Source organism: Stutzerimonas chloritidismutans AW-1 (assembly GCF_000495915.1).
In the GTDB taxonomy this organism is placed as follows: Bacteria; Pseudomonadota; Gammaproteobacteria; order Pseudomonadales; family Pseudomonadaceae; genus Stutzerimonas; species Stutzerimonas chloritidismutans.
Map to the genome: position 1 here is coordinate 120,306 of NZ_AOFQ01000030.1, position 19,298 is coordinate 139,603.

The 19,298-nt window shown below is 60.4% G+C and carries 15 protein-coding genes, 2 tRNA genes and 1 pseudogene; 14 read left to right on the forward strand and 4 right to left on the reverse strand.

Features of this window, described 5'->3' with window-relative positions; translation table 11 throughout:
- The first annotated feature begins 62 nt into the window (after positions 1 to 62).
- The 10 genes from F753_RS35335 to F753_RS35380 all read left to right on the forward strand — a co-directional run bounded on the left by F753_RS35335 (position 63) and on the right by F753_RS35380 (position 7,890).
- A tRNA-Val gene (locus tag F753_RS35335) sits at positions 63 to 139 on the forward strand.
- Between the two features lie 227 nt (positions 140 to 366).
- A complete protein-coding gene (gene thrS, locus F753_RS35340; protein ID WP_023445197.1) occupies positions 367 to 2,289 on the forward strand; it encodes a threonine--tRNA ligase in 1,923 nt (640 codons plus the stop codon).
- The gene (gene infC, locus F753_RS35345; RefSeq protein WP_023445198.1) at positions 2,289 to 2,840 is read left to right on the forward strand and encodes a translation initiation factor IF-3; all 552 of its coding nucleotides are present in this window, start codon (positions 2,289 to 2,291) and stop codon (positions 2,838 to 2,840) included. The genes thrS and infC overlap by 1 nt, the downstream gene beginning before the upstream one ends.
- A 62-nt stretch (positions 2,841 to 2,902) precedes the next feature.
- Entirely contained in the window at positions 2,903 to 3,097 is a 195-nt protein-coding gene (gene rpmI / locus F753_RS35350; protein WP_003289526.1) for a 50S ribosomal protein L35, read from the forward strand.
- A gap of 27 nt (positions 3,098 to 3,124) precedes the next feature.
- Positions 3,125 to 3,481, forward strand: a complete 357-nt coding sequence (rplT, locus tag F753_RS35355) for a 50S ribosomal protein L20 (RefSeq protein ID WP_003282569.1) — start codon at positions 3,125 to 3,127, stop codon at positions 3,479 to 3,481.
- 172 nt (positions 3,482 to 3,653) lie between these two features.
- Entirely contained in the window at positions 3,654 to 4,670 is a 1,017-nt protein-coding gene (gene pheS, locus F753_RS35360; RefSeq protein WP_023445199.1) for a phenylalanine--tRNA ligase subunit alpha, read from the forward strand.
- Positions 4,671 to 4,706: 36 nt separating this feature from the next.
- Positions 4,707 to 7,085, forward strand: coding sequence for a phenylalanine--tRNA ligase subunit beta (gene pheT, locus F753_RS35365; protein ID WP_023445200.1), 2,379 nt, complete (start codon positions 4,707 to 4,709; stop codon positions 7,083 to 7,085).
- Between the two features lie 3 nt (positions 7,086 to 7,088).
- Positions 7,089 to 7,391, forward strand: a complete 303-nt coding sequence (gene ihfA, locus F753_RS35370) for an integration host factor subunit alpha (protein WP_003282572.1) — start codon at positions 7,089 to 7,091, stop codon at positions 7,389 to 7,391.
- Complete coding sequence (locus tag F753_RS35375) at positions 7,372 to 7,728, forward strand: MerR family transcriptional regulator (protein WP_003298372.1); 357 nt, start codon at positions 7,372 to 7,374, stop codon at positions 7,726 to 7,728. The genes ihfA and F753_RS35375 overlap by 20 nt, the downstream gene beginning before the upstream one ends.
- Before the next feature lie 85 nt (positions 7,729 to 7,813).
- Positions 7,814 to 7,890: transfer RNA gene (locus F753_RS35380), tRNA-Pro, on the forward strand.
- A gap of 71 nt (positions 7,891 to 7,961) precedes the next feature.
- On the opposite strand, the pseudogene F753_RS49085 reads toward F753_RS35380, so the two are convergent.
- The 4 genes and pseudogenes from F753_RS49085 to imuA form a co-directional block, all read right to left on the reverse strand.
- Positions 7,962 to 8,099, reverse strand: a pseudogene (locus tag F753_RS49085) (tyrosine-type recombinase/integrase); the annotation flags it as partial.
- A gap of 96 nt (positions 8,100 to 8,195) precedes the next feature.
- On the reverse strand, positions 8,196 to 11,276 hold the full coding sequence (locus F753_RS35385) for an error-prone DNA polymerase (RefSeq protein WP_023445201.1): 3,081 nt from the start codon (positions 11,274 to 11,276) through the stop codon (positions 8,196 to 8,198).
- Positions 11,273 to 12,685 carry a Y-family DNA polymerase gene (locus F753_RS35390; protein WP_023445202.1) on the reverse strand — a complete coding sequence of 471 codons (1,413 nt, stop codon included), beginning with the start codon at positions 12,683 to 12,685 and terminating at the stop codon, positions 11,273 to 11,275. The genes F753_RS35385 and F753_RS35390 overlap by 4 nt, the downstream gene beginning before the upstream one ends.
- A gap of 2 nt (positions 12,686 to 12,687) precedes the next feature.
- Complete coding sequence (imuA, locus tag F753_RS35395) at positions 12,688 to 13,311, reverse strand: translesion DNA synthesis-associated protein ImuA (RefSeq protein ID WP_023445203.1); 624 nt, start codon at positions 13,309 to 13,311, stop codon at positions 12,688 to 12,690.
- A 363-nt stretch (positions 13,312 to 13,674) separates the two neighbouring features.
- Here imuA and mtnA point away from each other — a divergent pair, with 363 nt between their 5' ends.
- The 4 genes from mtnA to pheA all read left to right on the forward strand — a co-directional run.
- Positions 13,675 to 14,751, forward strand: coding sequence for an S-methyl-5-thioribose-1-phosphate isomerase (gene mtnA / locus F753_RS35400; RefSeq protein WP_023445204.1), 1,077 nt, complete (start codon positions 13,675 to 13,677; stop codon positions 14,749 to 14,751).
- A gap of 134 nt (positions 14,752 to 14,885) precedes the next feature.
- Positions 14,886 to 17,696: a DNA gyrase subunit A gene (gene gyrA, locus F753_RS35405; RefSeq protein WP_014820647.1), complete on the forward strand. Its 2,811-nt coding sequence runs from the start codon at positions 14,886 to 14,888 to the stop codon at positions 17,694 to 17,696.
- A gap of 102 nt (positions 17,697 to 17,798) precedes the next feature.
- On the forward strand, positions 17,799 to 18,884 hold the full coding sequence (serC, locus tag F753_RS35410; protein WP_023444759.1) for a 3-phosphoserine/phosphohydroxythreonine transaminase: 1,086 nt from the start codon (positions 17,799 to 17,801) through the stop codon (positions 18,882 to 18,884).
- Positions 18,884 to 19,298, forward strand: a 415-nt coding sequence (pheA, locus tag F753_RS35415) for a chorismate mutase (RefSeq protein ID WP_023445205.1), incomplete at its 3' end; no start/stop codon positions are given. The genes serC and pheA, both read left to right, overlap by 1 nt.

Below are 19,298 nucleotides of genomic sequence, written 5' to 3' on the forward strand. Positions count from 1 at the left end.
TGAGTTAGAAGAAAAAACCGCTTGACTCTTTTTTTCTTGGCTTTAGAATGCGCCCCCATCGAAGGCACATAGCTCAGTTGGTTAGAGCACCACCTTGACATGGTGGGGGTCGTTGGTTCGAATCCAATTGTGCCTACCAATTCGAATAAAAGGGTCGCTTACGCGGCCCTTTTTTTTGGCTTGCTTGTCAGAGGTCAGGGTTTCTGAAAGCATCGCCAGTCTTGTTTTCCTCCAGTGACTTCGGTTCGGTCGGGTGAGCCTAAGGCTCCTGCCATTGTGCGGCAGGTGTGCTCGCCGAATCGCTTTACTGGCTCATCCCAACCCATGTGGCCTTTGGTACGGGTCACCACTAGGAGAGGAGGCGCCATGCCCACCATTACTCTTCCCGATGGCAGTCAGCGTTCGTTCGATCATCCGGTTACTGTGGCCGAAGTGGCTCAGTCCATTGGTGCTGGCCTCGCCAAGGCGACCGTTGCCGGCAAGGTCGACGGCAAGCTGGTCGATGCTTGTGATCTGATTGAAAAAGATGCAGCGCTACAGATCATCACGCCGAAGGATGAGGAGGGACTGGAGATCATTCGTCACTCCTGTGCGCACCTTATCGGGCATGCTGTGAAGCAGCTCTACCCGACCGCCCGCATGGTCATTGGGCCGGTCATTGATGAGGGCTTCTACTACGATATCGCCTACGAACGTCCTTTCACTCCCGATGACGTTGCTGCCATCGAGCAGCGTATGAAAGAGCTGATCGAACGCGACTACGACGTCATCAAGAAGGTGACGCCGCGAGCGGAGGTGATAGATGTATTTGCCTCGCGCGGCGAGGATTACAAGCTTCGTCTGGTCGAAGATATGCCCGACGAACAGGCGATGGGCTTGTATTACCACGAAGAGTACGTCGACATGTGCCGTGGTCCGCACGTGCCGAATACACGCTTTCTTAAGTCTTTCAAGCTCACCAAGCTGTCTGGTGCCTACTGGCGTGGAGATGCGAAGAACGAGCAGCTCCAGCGCATCTACGGTACGGCTTGGGCCGACAAGAAGCAGCTGGCTGCTTATATCCAGCGTATCGAGGAAGCTGAAAAGCGCGACCACCGCAAGATCGGCAAGCGTCTGGATCTGTTTCATACCCAGGAAGAGGCGCCTGGGATGGTGTTCTGGCATCCCAATGGTTGGACGCTGTATCAGGTGCTAGAGCAGTACATGCGGCAGGTTCAGCGCGAAAACGGTTACCTGGAAATTAGGACGCCGCAGGTGGTTGATCGCGTGCTCTGGGAGAAATCCGGGCATTGGGCGAACTACGCCGAAAACATGTTCACGACTGAGTCGGAAAGTCGTGATTACGCGATCAAGCCGATGAACTGCCCCTGCCATGTGCAGGTTTACAATCAGGGCTTGAAGAGCTATCGCGAGCTCCCGCTGCGGCTAGCCGAATTTGGCGCTTGCCACCGTAATGAGCCGTCTGGTGCGCTGCACGGCATCATGCGAGTACGAGGCTTTACTCAGGACGATGCGCACATCTTCTGCACCGAAGAGCAGATGCAGGCTGAGTCGGCGGCGTTCATCAAGCTGACGCAAGCGGTATATGCCGATTTCGGTTTTTCGGATATCGAACTGAAGCTGTCGACACGTCCCGAGAAGCGTGTCGGCTCCGATGAGCTCTGGGATAAGGCTGAAGCGGCGCTGGCGGCGGCGCTGGAAAGTGCTGGTCTGCCGTACGACCTGCAGCCGGGCGAGGGGGCTTTTTATGGCCCCAAGATCGAGTTCTCCTTGCGCGATTGTCTGGGCCGTGTATGGCAGTGCGGTACCCTGCAGCTGGACTTCAATCTTCCGGTGCGGCTGGGCGCAGAGTATGTCAGCGAGAATAATGATCGGCAGCACCCGGTCATGCTGCATCGAGCCATCCTCGGTTCGTTCGAGCGTTTCATTGGCATTCTGATCGAGCATTACGAGGGCGCTTTCCCGGCCTGGCTTGCGCCGGCGCAGGCGGTGATCATGAATATCACCGACAAGCAGGCCGCTTTTGCCGCTGAAGTCGAAAAAACGCTCGTCCAAAGCGGGTTTCGTGCCAAGTGCGACTTGAGAAACGAAAAGATCGGCTTTAAAATCCGCGAGCATACTTTGCTCAAGACTCCTTATCTCTTGGTTATCGGGGATCGGGAGGTTGAGACACGATCCGTTGCTGTGCGCACCCGTGAAGGCGTCGATCTGGGCTCCATGCCCCTCGAGCAGTTCGCGCAGATGTTGACACAGGCGGTTTCCCGGCGTGGTCGCCAAGAATTGGAGTAATGACTATTAAGCGTGAAATGAGACAGGATAAACGAGCTGCACCCAAGGCCCCGATCAACGAGAATATCTCGGCTCGTGAGGGCCGTTTGATTGGTGCTGACGGCGAGCAGATTGGCATCGTCTCGATTGATGAAGCGCTGCAAGTAGCTGAAGAAGCCAAGCTGGATCTGGTTGAAATTTCCGCCGATGCAAATCCTCCGGTCTGTCGGATCATGGATTACGGCAAGCATCTGTTTGAGAAGAAAAAGCAGGTTGCTGCGGCGAAGAAAAACCAGAAGCAGATTCAGGTTAAAGAAGTAAAGTTTCGTCCAGGGACGGAAGAAGGGGACTACCAGGTCAAGCTACGCAACCTGGTGCGTTTCCTGAGTGACGGGGACAGGGCCAAGGTATCTTTGCGATTCCGTGGCCGTGAGATGGCCCATCAGGAGCTGGGGATGGAGCTGTTGAAGCGGGTCGAAAACGATCTCGCGGAATATGGCTCGGTCGAACAGCATCCGAAGATGGAAGGACGCCAGCTAATCATGGTCATCGCTCCCAAGAAGAAAAAGTAACCCCCAGGGCACTGGCAGGCCTTGCGGTTATTTGTAATCACCCACAATGTGGAGTACCGAACATGCCAAAGATGAAGACTAAAAGTGGTGCTGCGAAGCGCTTCAAGAAGACTGCTAACGGCTTCAAGCACAAGCACGCTTTCAAGAGCCACATCCTGACCAAGATGTCCACCAAGCGTAAGCGTCAGCTGCGCGGTTGCTCGCAAGTGCACCCGTCCGACGTTGCAAAAGTGGAGCGCATGCTGCGCGTTCGTTGATCCGGTCAAGACTCAGAGGAATAACTCATGGCTCGTGTTAAGCGTGGCGTCGTTGCCCGTCGCCGTCACAAGAAAATTCTGAAACTCGCCAAAGGCTACTACGGAGCGCGTTCGCGTGTATTCCGCGTCGCCAAGCAGGCGGTAATCAAGGCTGGCCAGTACGCCTACCGCGACCGCCGTCAGCGCAAGCGTCAGTTCCGCGCTCTGTGGATCGCTCGTATCAATGCTGGTGCTCGTGTTAACGGTCTGTCTTACAGCCGTCTGATCGCCGGTCTGAAAAAGGCGGCCATCGAGATCGATCGCAAGGTTCTGGCCGATCTGGCAGTGAACGAAAAAGCGGCGTTTGCTGCGATTGTCGAGAAAGCCAAAGCTTCTCTGGCTTAAGCCCTGACAATCCGGACTCTCGGGTTCGTTGCAACGTCATCAATAGGGGAAGAGCCTTGTGCTCTTCCCCTATTTCGTATCTGGAAGGGGCTTTTGCAAAAATGCGTATGGCGACGACCAATAAGGGCGTTTGACCGGCGCGGTTCTGCAAGAACCTCTGGAGGTTGTGTACATGGAAAATTTGGATGCACTGGTCTCCCAAGCGCTAGAGGCTGTGCAACAAAGCGAGGATATCGGTGCTCTCGAGCAGGTACGTGTTCAGTACCTGGGAAAGAAGGGTGAGCTCACTCAGCTGATGCAAACGCTGGGCAAGCTTTCTGCTGAGGAGCGTCCGCAAGCCGGTGCGCTGATCAACGCGGCCAAGAGCAGTGTTCAGGATGTGCTGAATGCTCGCAAGGCTGATCTGGAAAAGGCTGCCTTGGATGCTAAATTGTCAGCCGAGCAAATCGACGTGACACTGCCTGGACGCGGCGAGGCGTCCGGCGGACTGCACCCGGTAACTCGTACCTTGGAGCGCGTTGAGCAGTTCTTCAGCCACATTGGTTACAGCGTGGCAGAGGGTCCCGAAGTCGAAGATGATTACCACAACTTCGAGGCGCTGAATATTCCGGGGCATCACCCGGCGAGGGCGATGCACGATACCTTCTACTTCAATGCCAACATGTTGCTGCGCACGCATACCTCGCCGGTTCAGGTGCGCACCATGGAATCACGTCAACCTCCCATTCGTATCGTCTGCCCTGGCCGCGTCTATCGTTGCGATTCCGATATCACTCACTCCCCCATGTTCCATCAGGTCGAAGGGCTGCTGATCGACGAGGGCGTTAGCTTTGCCGATCTGAAAGGCACTATTGAGGAGTTCCTGCGGGTGTTCTTTGAGAAGCCGCTAGGTGTTCGCTTCCGGCCTTCCTTCTTTCCGTTCACCGAGCCCTCTGCAGAAGTCGACATGCAGTGCGTGATGTGTAGCGGCAAGGGTTGCCGAGTGTGCAAGCAGACCGGCTGGCTTGAGGTAATGGGCTGCGGCATGGTGCATCCGAATGTATTGAGGATGTCTGGAATCGATCCGGAGCGTTATTCCGGGTTCGCCTTCGGTATGGGGGTCGAGCGTCTCGCTATGCTGCGTTACGGTGTCAATGACTTGCGCCTGTTCTTCGATAACGATCTGCGGTTTCTTGCGCAATTTCGCTAGTACCGCCGCCCGTCAACGAACTATTAGGAGAGCAGGATGAAATTCAGTGAACAATGGCTGCGGAGCTGGGTAAATCCGCAGGTCTCCCGCGAGGAGCTGGTCGCTCGGCTGTCCATGGTCGGGCTTGAGGTGGATGCTGTTACCCCCGTTGCGGGCAGCTTCAGCGGTGTGGTTGTTGGTGAGGTCCTCGAAACCGTGCAGCATCCTGATGCCGACAAGCTTCGGGTCTGTCAGGTCAGCAATGGAAGTGAAACCTTTCAGGTCGTCTGCGGAGCCCCGAACGTGCGGCCTGGCCTGAAGATTCCGTTTGCAATGATCGGTGCTCAATTGCCGGGCGACTTCAAGATCAAGAAGGCCAAGCTCCGCGGTATCGAATCCAATGGCATGCTTTGCTCGGAAACCGAGCTGCAGGTGGGGAGTGACGATAGCGGACTGATGGAGCTGGCCGGCGATGCGCCGGTCGGTACTGATTTTCGTGAGTATCTCGGTCTCGACGATGCAAGTATCGAAATCGGTTTGACCCCAAACCGTGGTGACTGCCTCTCCATCGCTGGCTTGGCTCGTGAAGTTGGTGCGATTTATGGCTCACTGGTCAGTCCGGTGCAATTCACCGTGGCGCCTTTGCATCATGACGACACACGTCCAGTCGAGGTCCTGGCTCCCAAGGCATGCCCGCGTTATCTCGGGCGTGTTGTCCGTAATGTTGATCTGTCGCGCCCGACGCCGCTTTGGATGGTTGAGCGTCTGCGCCGCTCCGATATCCGTAGCATTGATGCGGTCGTCGATGTAACCAACTACGTAATGCTCGAATTGGGTCAGCCCCTGCATGCCTTCGATCTTGCCGAGATCAAAGGCGGTATTCGGGTTCGAATGGCTGAAGAGGGCGAAAAACTCGTATTGCTTGACGGTCAGGAGATCGCCCTGCGTGCGGATACGCTCGTTATTGCAGACCATCAGCGCGCTCTTGCCATCGCGGGTGTCATGGGTGGAGAGCACAGCGGCGTAAGCACCGCCACCCAGAATATCTTCCTCGAAAGTGCCTTTTTCGACACCATTGCGTTGGCCGGCAAGGCTCGTTCCTACGGTTTGCACACCGATGCTTCCCATCGCTACGAGCGGGGCGTCGACTCGCAGCTCGCCCGTCAGGCAATGGAGCGTGCAACGAGTCTGTTACTGGATATCGTTGGCGGCGAGGCGGGGCCGATCATTGAGGTGGTCAGCGAAGACGACTTGCCAAAAGTCGCTCCAGTAACTTTGCGCGCTGAGCGCATCAACCAAATGCTGGGGCTGGAAATGAATGGCGCCGAAGTGGTGCGCCTGCTGACATCCTTGGGCTTGGTGGTTATCGAAGAGGCTAAAGGTCGCTGGCAAGTCTGTGTTCCGAGTCACCGCTTCGATATCAGTCTTGAGGTCGATCTGATCGAAGAGCTGGGTCGGCTGTATGGTTATGACCGCTTGCCCGTGCGTTATCCGCAGGCCCGGCTTGCACCTGAGGCAAAGCCCGAGGCTCGTGCCGAGCTTCCTTTACTTCGGCGTTTACTGGTCGCCCGCGGATACCAGGAGGCGATCACTTACAGCTTCATCGATCCCAAGCTGTTCGAGCTGTTCAGTCCTGACATGAAGCCGTTGCAGCTTGCCAACCCGATCTCCGCTGATATGGCGGCCATGCGCGCTTCGCTTTGGCCGGGGCTGGTCAAGGCGCTGCAGTACAACCTCAACCGGCAGCAACCACGCGTGCGCCTGTTCGAGGCGGGGTTGCGCTTTGTTGGTCAGTTAAAAGAGCTTGAGCAGGAAAGCATGCTGGCTGGCGTGTTAACCGGGAGCCGTCAACCAGAGGGTTGGACGAACTCGCGCGAGGCGGTGGACTTTTACGACATCAAGGCAGATGTCGAGGCGCTGCTTGCTTTTGCCGGAAATGCTGGCGTCTATCGTTTCGTTGCGGGAGAACATCCGGCACTGCACCCGGGGCAGACCGCGCGTATCGAGCGCGACGGCCGACTGGTCGGATTCGTTGGAAGTCTCCATCCTGAACTGGCGAGCACCCTGGGTATCGATCAGCCGGTCTACATGTTCGAGTTGAAGCTTAGCGAGATTGCCGAGGGGCGGATGCCTTCCTTCGCGGAGCTGTCGCGATTCCCGGAAGTCCGGCGTGACCTTGCTGTGCTGGTCGGGCGGGAGGTCGCGGCCGAAGATATCCTGAGTTGCATTCGTGATGCTGCGGGCGAGAATCTGACAGACCTCAAGCTATTTGATGTCTATCAGGGGAAAGGTATTGATCCTCTTAGCAAAAGTATGGCAGTCGGCTTGACCTGGCAGCACCCATCGCGCACTCTAAACGACGATGAGGTGAACGGTGCGATGCAGAAAATCCTCACCTCCCTGGAAGAAAGGTTCAACGCCACGTTAAGGAAATAGCGTATGGGGGCTCTGACGAAAGCTGAAATGGCGGAACGTCTATATGAAGAGCTGGGCTTGAATAAGCGCGAGGCCAAGGAGTTGGTGGAGCTGTTTTTCGAGGAGATCCGTCAGGCGCTCGAGCATAACGAACAGGTCAAGTTGTCCGGGTTTGGCAACTTTGACCTGCGCGACAAGCGTCAGCGGCCGGGTCGCAATCCGAAGACAGGTGAGGAGATACCTATCACGGCGCGTCGCGTGGTGACGTTCCGTCCAGGGCAGAAACTCAAAGCGAGAGTCGAGGCCTATGCTGGAACCAAGTCATAACGACGAGCTTCCGTCGATCCCCGGCAAGCGCTATTTCACCATTGGTGAGGTGAGCGAGCTTTGTGCGGTCAAGCCTCACGTGCTGCGTTACTGGGAGCAGGAGTTCCCTCAGCTCAATCCGGTTAAGCGGCGCGGCAACCGGCGCTACTACCAGCGGCAGGATGTCCTGATGATTCGTCAGATTCGTGCGCTGCTGTACGATCAAGGCTTCACCATCGGTGGCGCCAGACAGCGCATGTCCGGCGACGAAGCGCGCGACGACACCACTCAGTACAAGCAGCTCATTCGGCAGATGATCTCGGAGTTGGAAGAGGTTCTTCAGGTGCTGAGGAAATAGTCGATCTGGTATCTAAAAAACTTTCACATTTTCAGATGCTTAATGTATAGTTCGATCCGCTTTCAGCAGTGCTGTTGGCGTCAGTCGGGGCGTAGCGCAGCCTGGTAGCGCACTTGCATGGGGTGCAAGGGGTCGAGTGTTCGAATCACTCCGTCCCGACCAAATAGATCAACGACTTAGGCCGGTTGCGAAAGCACCGGCCTTTTTCGTTGCGGGACTTTTGCGGGACTTTTTCATCCTGCCTTCCTCCTCAGTATCGTCAGCGCCGGCCCTCGCGAATCCGTCGCCGATATCTTGTTGGCCTCATCGATCAGCTTGCCCAGTTCGGCCGCCGAGTAGTGGCTGGGGATGCTGCCGTTCTTGTGGCCCAACGTAGGACCAAATCGTTCATTCGATGCATCGGGTGGCGTGCCTGGTTTTCGCCATGCTTTTCTCGCTGGCACTCACTAATGGACGAAAGCTCTAATTTACTGAAAGTCCCGGCTACGCACATCGAGCCCGGTGAGCAAGGGCGTGAGGTCGCTCAGGCGGCCGGCGATTAGATGTCGTACGCCTCTGGCCGACTCCAGATGGCCATCCACACGAAGCAGTTGCGACTGGATCAAGGGTCGCCTCTGGCGCTCGGCCAAGTCGCGCCAGACCACTACGTTGACCATGCCGAACTCGTCTTCCAGGGTGACGAAGATGACACCGCTGGCGGTCTGCGGGCGCTGGCGGCCGATAACCAGGCCGGCGACGCTGACTAGGCGCCCATGTTCGATCGTGGCCAGTTCCCGTGAGCTCTGGCAGCGCCTGGCCTTGAGCTCATTTCGCAGCAGGGTCAGCGGATGCGGCCCCAACGTAGTGCCGAGGGTCGCGTAGTCGTTGAAAAGGTCTTCACTCACCGAAGGCAGCGGCAGGTAGATGGGTGTTTCCTCCATAGCGGGCAGGCCGTCAAACAGGGGTAACTGTGGTTCGATCCCTGCAACGGCCCAGCGCGCACGATGCCGATGACCGGCCAGACCGCGCAGGACCCCGGCATCGGCGAGCTGCTCGCGTGCGCGCGGTTCGAGCTCGGCGCGACGGCACAGGTCATGGATGTCCATGAATGGCTGACGTTGGCGTGCGGCTTCGATGCGCAGGGCATCGGCTTCCCGAAAGCCGCGCACCATACGTAGCCCCAGGCGGATGGCCGGTTGTGCCTGGCGGCTTGGTTCGAGACTGCAATCCCAGCCGCTGTGGCCAACGTCCACCGGGCGGATTTCCAGCCGGTGGCGACGGGCGTCCTGGAGAATCTGGTCAGGGTTGTAGAAACCCATCGGCCAGCTGTTGATCAGCGCGCAGGCAAATGCCGCCGGCTCGTGGCGTTTCAGCCAGCTGCTGGCATAGGTGAGCAGCGCGAAACTCGCCGCGTGCGATTCGGGAAAGCCGTAGCTGCCGAACCCTTTGATCTGTTCGAAGATCCGCGCGATGAAGTCGGGCTGGTAGCCTTTGGCAAGCATTCGCTCGGTCAGCCGCACGCGGTGGGGCTCAAGGCTGCCGTGGCGTTTCCAGGCGGCCATGGCACGGCGCAGCTTGTCGGCCTCGTCTGGTGTGTACTCGGCCGCCACGATCGCCAGTTCCATCACCTGCTCCTGAAACAGCGGTACGCCAAGGGTACGCGCGAACACCGGTTTTAGTTCCTCGGAGGGGTAATCCACCTCCTCTTCACCATTACGTCGACGCAGGTACGGATGCACCATGTCGCCCTGGATTGGCCCGGGGCGGACGATGGCGACCTGGATGACCAGGTCGTAGAAGGTCTTCGGGCGCAGGCGCGGCAGCATGGCCATCTGCGCCCGCGACTCGATCTGGAAGACGCCGATGGTGTCGGCCTGGCTGATCATGTCGTAGGTGGGCTTGTCCTCCGCGGGCAGCGTGGCGATGGTCCAGCGCGTACCTCGATAATGCTCGATCAGGTCGAAACAACGTCGTATCGCGCTGAGCATGCCTAGGGCCAGCACGTCGACCTTGAGCAGACCGACTGCGTCGAGATCGTCCTTGTCCCATTGAATCACCGTGCGGTCGGCCATGCTGGCATTCTCGATCGGCACCAGGGTATCGAGTGGCTGCTCGGAGATCACGAAGCCGCCAGGGTGCTGGGAAAGGTGGCGAGGAAATCCGATAAGCGCATCGGTCAGCACCAGAACCCGGCGCAGAACCGGATTGTTTGGGTCGAAGCCGGCCTCGCACAGCCGAGAATCGTCGGGTATGTGTTCACTCCAGCGCCCGCAGCAGCCGGCCAGGGCGTTGATCTGGTCCGGCGGCAGACCCAGCGCTTTGGCGACATCCCGCAGGGCTCCGGTTGCGCGGTAGCTGCTGGCGACGGCGGTGAGGGCGGCGCGATTGCGCCCATAGCGCTGAAAGACGTACTGGATGACTTCCTCGCGCCGGTCGTGCTCGAAGTCCACGTCGATATCGGGTGGCTCGTTGCGTTCGCGGGATAGGAAGCGCTCGAACAACAGTTTGCTGCGCACCGGGTCGAGCTCGGTGATACCCAGCACGAAACAGACGCTTGAGTTGGCCGCCGAGCCTCGACCCTGACAGAGAATGCCCCGTTCGCGGGCGAAGCGGACTATGTCGTGCACGGTCAGGAAATAGCTTTCGTAATGCAGGTCGGCGATCAGCTCGAGCTCATGTTCGAGCTGCGCGCGGGCCTTTTCCGTGATGCCGTCCGGCCAGCGCCAGCTTGCGCCATCCTCGACCAGCTTGCGCAACCATGAGGTGGTGTCATGTCCGGGCGGGACCAGCTCGTGGGGATATTGATACTTCAGCTGGTCGAGCTGGAAATGGCAGCGCTGACTGATGCGAAGGGTTTCAGCGAGCAGCTCGGCTGGATAGAGCTGGGCCAGTTCGATGATCGATCTGAGGTGCCGTTCGCCATTGGCAAATAGGTGGCATCCTGCTTCGGCCACTGGCAGATGGTGGCGGATGGCGGTCATGCAGTCCTGCAATGCCCGACGACCGCGGGCATGCATGTGCACATCGCCGCAGGCCACCGCGGGTATGCCCAGGCGTGAGGCCTGCGCCAGGCTTTGCCGCAGCTGCAGCGCGTCGTCCGGCCCCCGATGCAGTTCGATGCCGAGCCACAGCCGCTCGGGAAAACGCTCGCGCAGCCACTGGCCTTCGGCATCGACGCCGGTGTGGGCGGGCAGCCAGATTGCCAGCAGACCCTCTAGTGGCCACTCGCTAAGGTCTTCGCGCAGCGCCTGGTAACGGCCTTTCTCGGCTCGTCGGCGGGCACGGGGTATCAATTGGCAGAGTGCCTGGTAGCCGGTCAAGTTTTCCACCAGCAAGATCAGCTTGGGCCCGCCCTCGAACTGCACCTCGCTGCCAATGATCAGCGGCAGGCCGGTGTCCTTCGAGGCCTGCCAGGCGCGCACGATACCGGCCAGGCTGCATTCGTCGGTGATCGCCAGAGCGTCATAGCCCTGGCGTTTGGCGCGTTCGAAGAGTTCGCTCGCGCTGGATGCGCCCCGCTGGAAGCTGAAGTTGGACAGGCAATGCAGCTCGGCATATTCGGCGTTCATGCGAACCAGCCGTGCAGCAGTAGGGGGCCTCCGGCGAGGGCGCGAAACGCCCAACCCTGCTGGCCGGTAGCGGTTTGCACCCGGTAGTAGTCGCGTCGCGCGTCGGCACCATCCCACCAGCCGGACTCGATGCGCTCGGGGCCGGCCAGGGTGAGCAGACCCTCTTCGCGCAAGGGTTGCGGGGTACTCAGCAGCCAGCCGGGGCGCAACCCCACGTGAGGCAATGGTTCGGTGCGGGCGAGGCTGCTTTCCCGCCAGGCATATTCGGGACGGTGGTCCGCTCGTGCGCTCAGCGAGACCACGGCATCGTCGCCCAGTCGGGCGCGGAGGCGTTCGCGCAGCTGCTCCCAAGGCACATTCTGCTGCGGGCGCTCGTCGAACAAGGCCTGATGGGCCGGCGTGAAGGCTGGAAGATCACGAGCCAGCAGACGCACGGCCAGGACGGGGGCAGGCAGTTGCAGGTGCTCGAGGCGGCCGCGGGTCAGTTCGAACAGCATGGCGGGCTCGCGTTCGGTACTGAGCAGGCCGACTGGCACCTCGCTGTCGGGCAGGGTGCGATGTTCCAGGTACAGGCTGAAACGCTGGACGCCGCTGTCCCGCCCGGCGAGAAAGGCGGCCAGGTCGGCGGTCAGTCTGCGCAATGGAAACAGCAGGGCCTGGTGAGATTCGACTTCGAAATTCAGTTCGATGCGGATGTCGAAGACATCCGGCGGGCGGTAGAACTCCAGAGGCAGCGGCCGATGCCCGAGCAGGGTGTCGAGCTGGGCCAGCACTTCGGCCGGAAAGCGTCTGGCGAGGCTATCCCGCGGCAGGGCGAGCAGTTGATGAAGATGGCGCACGCCCATGCGTACCAGCGATGTGCTGACTTCGCGGGGCAGGCCGAGGCGCTCGACCGGCAGTACCCCGAACGCCTGATGCAGCGTGGCTGTATCGGTCACGGCCAGCCCGTCATGGGCATTGGCGAGGATGCGCGCGGCCGCCGGGTTGGGCGCCAGGGTGATGCGGTGGCGGAAGCCCAGAGCCGTGAGCTCCTTGCGTAGACGCGTCTCGAATCGTGGCCAGGGGCCGAACAGGCCGAGGCTGGAATGCACCTCCAACAGCAGGCAGCGCGGGTAGTGCAGGCTGACCTGGGCGCTGTAGCCGTAACCCCAGGCCGCCAGAAACCGCTGCCAGCGTTCGATCATCAGCGGGTCGTAATCGGCGGTGGCGAAGTCGTGGGTCAATGCCTGGGCTGCGATCAGCGATTGCCCTGGCTTGAGGCCGAGTTTGCGTGCGGCTGCGTTGACGGCCTGCAGCACGCGGCGCTGTGGCGGGCCGGCGAGCAGGGCCAGCGGCGCGGCGGCATCGTCGCGGTGGCGCAGGATGCCGTCCATGGCCAGTTGCGGCAGCAGAATGCAGGCCCAGAGCATCGTCACGCCTGTTGCCAGGCGCTGGCCGGGAGCGCCTGTCCCGGAGCCAGGCCGCCGCGGCACTTGATGACACGCAGCTGCGCCGGCTGGGCCTCGATGGTCAGGCGTAGTGCCGCCGGTGATGGGTTATTTGCTTCATGCAGTGACCGATAGACGAAGCCCAGGGTTTGGCCGGATTCAGCGGCAATCTGCAAGCGTCTTAAGGCACGGTCATCAGCTTGTTGCGGCCAGCACAGCACGGCGGCACAACTGCCGGAACGTAGGCATTGTTCTGCAGCCCACAGCGCATCGCGGCCCTTTGCCTGGATGATGGTCAGCCACTGCAGGTCTACACCCGCGGCCAGCCAGGCCTGGGGGTAAGGTCGATGAGGGGGCGTTACCAGCACCACCCGCTCGCCGGCGGTGGTCAGTCGTGCAAGGGTCGGCCACAGCAGATTCAGCTCGCCGATGCCCGTGGCCGCGACGAGGAACTCGCTGATGGCCGACTCCGGCCAGCCGCCGCCGGGCAGGAACTCATCCAGTGTGGCATTTCCGGTCGGCTGGACGGCCGTGCGAGATGTTATGGCCTGGCCACGCCAGACGCGACGTGTATCCAGCAGGCTATCGAGGGCGACCACTGCGGTCATGAAGAAGCATCCAGAATAACTGTATATAGATACAGTATTTGGCCTGCCGCGAGTTGGTCAAGCACGACGCGATGAGTGAGCGCGACACTTCATCTGTTCGAGCGCATGCTCTCTCCGTGGAAGGCGGGGCCAGCCTGAAAGCTGCTCGGCCATTAGGCGTCGCCAAGCCCTGATCACTGCTTGTGCTCGGAAAACCCGTCGATTAGCATTCGCGCCCGGGATAAGAGGCCGCAGTGCTCATGTTTGCTGCTTCCCGGCCATATTGAGATTGGAAAGCCCGGTTCGCCCGCGATCCGGGCTTTTTCTTTGCTGTTCGGGGCGCATGATGGTCCTGTGTCGACGAAGCTGAACGAGGGAAATGCCATGCGCGAGCGTTTGTTGGCTGCGGAAAAGGTTAAGTCGATCGAATGGCTGGACGGGCGCCTGAACCTGCTCGATCAGCGCAAGCTTCCCGTCGAAGAGATTTGGTGCAGCCATGATTCTGCGGCGTCGGTCGCTGCGGCGATTCGGGATATGGTCGTGCGCGGCGCGCCGGCAATCGGAATCAGCGCAGCCTATGGCCTGGTCCTTGCCGTGCGTGCCCGCATCGCCGACGGCGGTGATTGGCGGCAGGCCCTGGAGGAAGACTTCAAGGTGCTGGCCGATTCCCGTCCCACCGCAGTCAATCTGTTCTGGGCTCTGAACCAGATGCGCGAACGACTGGATCGCCTCAAGCCGGGTGAAGACCCGTATGCAGCGCTGGAGGTCCAGGCCATCTCGATCCATGACAGCGATCGCGAGGCAAATCTGGCGATGGCGCAGTTTGGCGTCGACCTCATCCGCCGCCATCAGGGCAATCCGCAGAACCTGCTCACCCATTGCAATACCGGCGCCCTGGCGACCGGCGGTTTCGGTACGGCGCTCGGGGTCATCCGGGCGGCGCATCTCGAGGGTCTGGTGGAGCGGGTATACGTCGATGAGACCCGGCCTTGGTTGCAGGGCTCCCGGCTGACGGCCTGGGAACTGCTCGGTGATGGCGTTCCGGCCATGGTGAATGCGGATTCGGCGGCTGCTCATCTGATGAAATCCAGAGGCATCTCCTGGGTGATCGTCGGTGCGGATCGCATCACCGCCAATGGCGATGTGGCGAACAAGATCGGTACCTACCAGCTTGCGGTCCTGGCGATGCACCACGGCGTGCGTTTCATGGTGGTGGCGGCGAGTTCGACCATCGACATGGCGCTGGAGAACGGCGAGGAGATCCAGATCGAGGAGCGCGCCGGCAGCGAGCTGCTTGAGGTCGACGGTCGGCGCTTCGCGGCTGATGTCGAGGCATTCAATCCGGTGTTCGACGTGACGCCGGCCGATCTCATCGATGCCATTGTCACCGAGAAAGGCGTGGTCGAGCGGCCGAGTGCCGCGAAGATGGCCGAACTGATGAGCCGCAAACGGCTGCACTGAGCAACGATCGGTCGCGCTCGGGTGTGGTGTGCAAGCCGGTTTTGCTCCGTGCAAGGCTCAGTTTATAGCAGTCGTCTGTGTTACCATCCCGCGCTTATTACAGGACCCTGCTGACTATAAGGAACCAGGCTTCCATGGGCGAACTGGCCAAAGAAATCCTCCCGGTCAATATCGAAGACGAGCTCAAGCAGTCCTACCTTGATTACGCCATGAGCGTGATCATTGGCCGTGCGCTGCCGGACGCGCGCGATGGCCTGAAACCGGTACACCGCCGCGTACTGTTCGCCATGAGCGAACTCGGCAACGACTGGAACAAGCCGTACAAGAAATCCGCCCGTGTGGTCGGTGACGTGATCGGTAAATACCACCCGCACGGCGATTCGGCGGTATACGACACCATCGTGCGTATGGCGCAGCCATTTTCGCTGCGCTACATGCTGGTCGACGGCCAGGGTAATTTCGGTTCGGTTGACGGCGATAGCGCTGCAGCGATGCGTTACACCGAAGTGCGCATGGCCAAGCTGGCCCATGAGCTGCTGGCCGACCTGGAAAAGGAAACCGTCGACTGGGTGCCCAACTACGATGGCACCGAGCAGATCCCGGCGGTCATGCCGACCAAGGTTCCCAATCTGCTGGTGAACGGCTCCAGCGGTATTGCGGTAGGCATGGCGACCAACATCCCGCCGCATAACCTGGGCGAAGTGATTGATGGTTGCCTGGCGCTGATCGACAACGCCGATATCACTATCGACGAACTCATGCAGTTCATCCCGGGCCCCGATTTCCCCACTGCCGGTATCATCAATGGCCGTGCTGGCATCATCGAGGCCTACCGCACCGGCCGTGGCCGCATTTATATCCGTGCTCGCGCCGATATCGAAGATATCGACAAGGTCGGCGGCCGGCAGCAGATCGTCATCACCGAGCTGCCTTACCAGCTGAACAAGGCACGGCTGATCGAGAAGATCGCCGAGCTGGTGAAAGAGAAGAAGATCGAAGGCATCACCGAGCTGCGTGACGAGTCCGACAAGGACGGCATGCGCGTGGTCATCGAGCTGCGCCGCGGCGAAGTGCCGGAGGTGATCCTCAACAACCTATACGCCCAGACCCAGCTGCAGAGCGTCTTCGGTATCAACGTGGTTGCGCTCATCGATGGCCAGCCACGTACGCTGAACCTGAAAGAGCTGCTGGAAGCCTTCGTTCGCCACCGCCGCGAAGTCGTTACCCGCCGTACCGTCTACGAACTGCGCAAGGCGCGCGAGCGTGGGCACATTCTTGAAGGGCAGGCGGTCGCGCTGTCCAACATCGATCCGGTCATTGCGGTGATCAAGGCTTCGCCAACTCCAGCCGAGGCCAAGGATGCGCTGATTTCCACTGCCTGGGAATCGAGCGCCGTTGAAGCCATGGTCGAGCGCGCAGGGGCTGATGCCTGTCGCCCGGAAGGCCTCGATCCGCAGTTTGGCCTGCGTGACGGCAAGTACTTTCTGTCGCCGGAACAGGCGCAGGCGATTCTTGATCTGCGTCTGCACCGCCTGACCGGCCTCGAGCACGAGAAGCTGCTCAGCGAATACCAGGAAATCCTCACCCAGATCGGCGAGCTGATCCGCATCCTGACCAATCCGGTTCGCCTGATGGAAGTCATCCGCGAAGAACTGGAAGGCGTGAAGCGCGATTTCGGCGATGCACGGCGTACCGAGATTCTCGAGTCGCGTCTGGACCTGACGCTGGCGGACCTGATCACCGAAGAAGAGCGCGTCGTCACCATCTCTCATGGTGGTTATGCCAAGTCGCAACCGCTGGCCGCCTACCAGGCGCAGCGCCGTGGTGGTCGCGGCAAGGCTGCGACTGGTGTGAAGGAAGAGGATTACGTCGAGCATCTGCTGGTTGCCAACAGTCACACCACGCTGCTGCTGTTCTCCAGCAAGGGCAAAGTGTACTGGCTGAAGACCTACGAGATTCCCGAAGCATCTCGCACTTCGCGTGGCCGCCCGCTGGTCAACCTGCTACCGCTCGATGAGGGCGAGCGCATCACCGCCATGCTTCAGGTCGATCTGGAAGCGCTGCGCAAGCAGGCTGCCGAAGGTGAGGACGACCTGGACGAAGCAGAAGGCCTGGTCATCGAGCACGATGATGCGGACGACGTCGAAAGCGATGACGCCGACAGCGACGAGAAAGACGAGCCGACCGGCTCCTACATTTTCATGGCTACCGCCAATGGCACGGTCAAGAAGACACCTCTGGTGCAGTTCAGCCGTCCGCGGACGTCCGGCCTGATCGCGCTCAAGCTGGAAGAAGGCGACACCCTCATCGCTGCGGCCGTCACCGATGGTGCCCAGGAAGTGATGATGTTCTCCGACGGCGGCAAGGTCATCCGTTTCAAGGAAAGCAAGGTTCGCATCATGGGCCGCAATGCCCGCGGTGTACGCGGTATGCGTCTGCCCGAAGGGCAGCGCATCATCTCCATGCTGATTCCGGAATCGGGTGCACAGATCCTTACCGCATCTTTGCGTGGCTACGGCAAGCGCACCGCGATGGAAGAGTTTCCACGCCGCGGTCGCGGTGGTCAGGGCGTCATCGCCATGGTCACCAACGAGCGTAACGGCCCGTTGATCGGTGCCGTGCAGGTGCTCGAGGGCGAGGAGATCATGCTGATCTCCGATCAGGGCACGCTGGTCCGGACCCGCGTCGACGAGGTGTCATCGCTGGGTCGCAATACTCAGGGCGTAACCCTCATCAAACTGAGCAAGGGCGAGCATCTGGTTGGTCTGGAGCGCGTGCAGGAGCCATCCGAGGAAGACGTGCTGGAAGACATCGAAGCGTTGCTCGATGACGACGCCCTCGAGAAGGAAATGCCTGTACTCAGCACTGAGCCGAGCGAGGATGAACTGCTCGGCGGGGCTGGCGACGTATCTCCGGATGTGGTGCCGACAGACGACGAAGACTGATCGGCGAAAGCAATCCGCAATCAGGTGGTAGCGTGGCGGTCGGTAGAGGTTCCGGTCGCCGCGCCGCGGGATTCAATATCGAGCAAGAGCGAGAGAACAGCAGTGAGCAAACGCGCCTTTAACTTCTGTGCCGGTCCGGCTGCGCTTCCCGAAGCCGTCCTTCAGCGCGCCCAGGCGGAGCTTCTCGACTGGCATGGCAAGGGCCTGTCGGTCATGGAGATGAGCCACCGTAGCGACGAATACACCGCTATCGCCGAAAAGGCCGAACAGGATCTGCGCGACCTGCTGGCAATTCCGTCGAACTACAAGGTGCTGTTCCTGCAGGGGGGCGCCAGCCAGCAGTTCGCCGAGATTCCGCTGAACCTGCTGCCGGAAGATGGCGTTGCCGACTACATCGATACGGGCATCTGGTCGCGCAAGGCGATCGAAGAGGCGCGTCGTTTCGGTAACGTCAATGTGGCGGCCAGCGCCAAACCTCTCGATTACTTCGCCATTCCGGGGCAGAACGACTGGCAGTTGAGCGAGCACGCGGCGTACCTGCACTACGCGAGCAACGAGACCATCGGCGGCCTGCAGTTCGATTGGATTCCGGATCTCGGCGATACGCCGCTGGTCGTCGACATGTCGTCGGACATTCTGTCGCGGACCATCGACGTCTCGAAGTTCGGCCTGATCTACGCCGGAGCGCAGAAGAACATCGGGCCATCCGGGCTGGTGGTCGTTATCGTTCGTGAAGACCTGCTCGGCCATGCGCGTTCCGCTTGCCCGACCATGCTCGACTACAAGGTCGCGGCGGATAACGGCTCGATGTACAACACGCCGGCAACCTTTTCCTGGTATCTCTCGGGGCTGGTCTTCGAGTGGCTGAAGGAGCAGGGCGGCGTCGAGGCGATGGAGCAGCGCAACCGCGCCAAGAAGGACATGCTCTACGGTGCCATCGATGCCAGCGATTTCTACACCAACCCGATCGCCATCAATGCGCGTTCGTGGATGAACGTTCCGTTCCGTCTGGCCGATGAGCGTCTGGACAAGGCGTTCCTGGCCGGCGCCGACGCGCGTGGCCTGTTGAACCTCAAAGGGCATCGCTCCGTGGGTGGCATGCGCGCTTCTATCTACAACGCCGTAGGCCTGGATGCGGTCGAAGCGCTGGTGGCCTACATGGCCGAGTTCGAGAAGGAGCACGGCTGATGAGCGACGCCGATCAGTTGAAGGCCCTGCGGGTTCGAATCGACAGCCTCGACGAGCGCATTCTCGATCTGATCAGCGAGCGCGCCCGCTGTGCCCAGGAAGTCGCCCGGGTCAAGACCGCGGCGCTGGCCGAGGGCGAGTCCGCGGTGTTCTACCGTCCGGAGCGCGAAGCCTGGGTGCTCAAGCACATCATGGAGCTCAACCGCGGGCCGCTCGATAACGAGGAAATGGCGCGTCTGTTCCGCGAGATCATGTCGTCCTGCCTGGCCCTGGAACAGCCGCTCCGGGTTGCCTATCTCGGCCCAGAGGGTACCTTCTCCCAGGCTGCGGCGCTCAAGCATTTCGGCCATGCGGTCATCAGTACGCCAATGGCAGCCATTGATGAGGTGTTTCGCGAGGTTGTGGCGGGGGGGG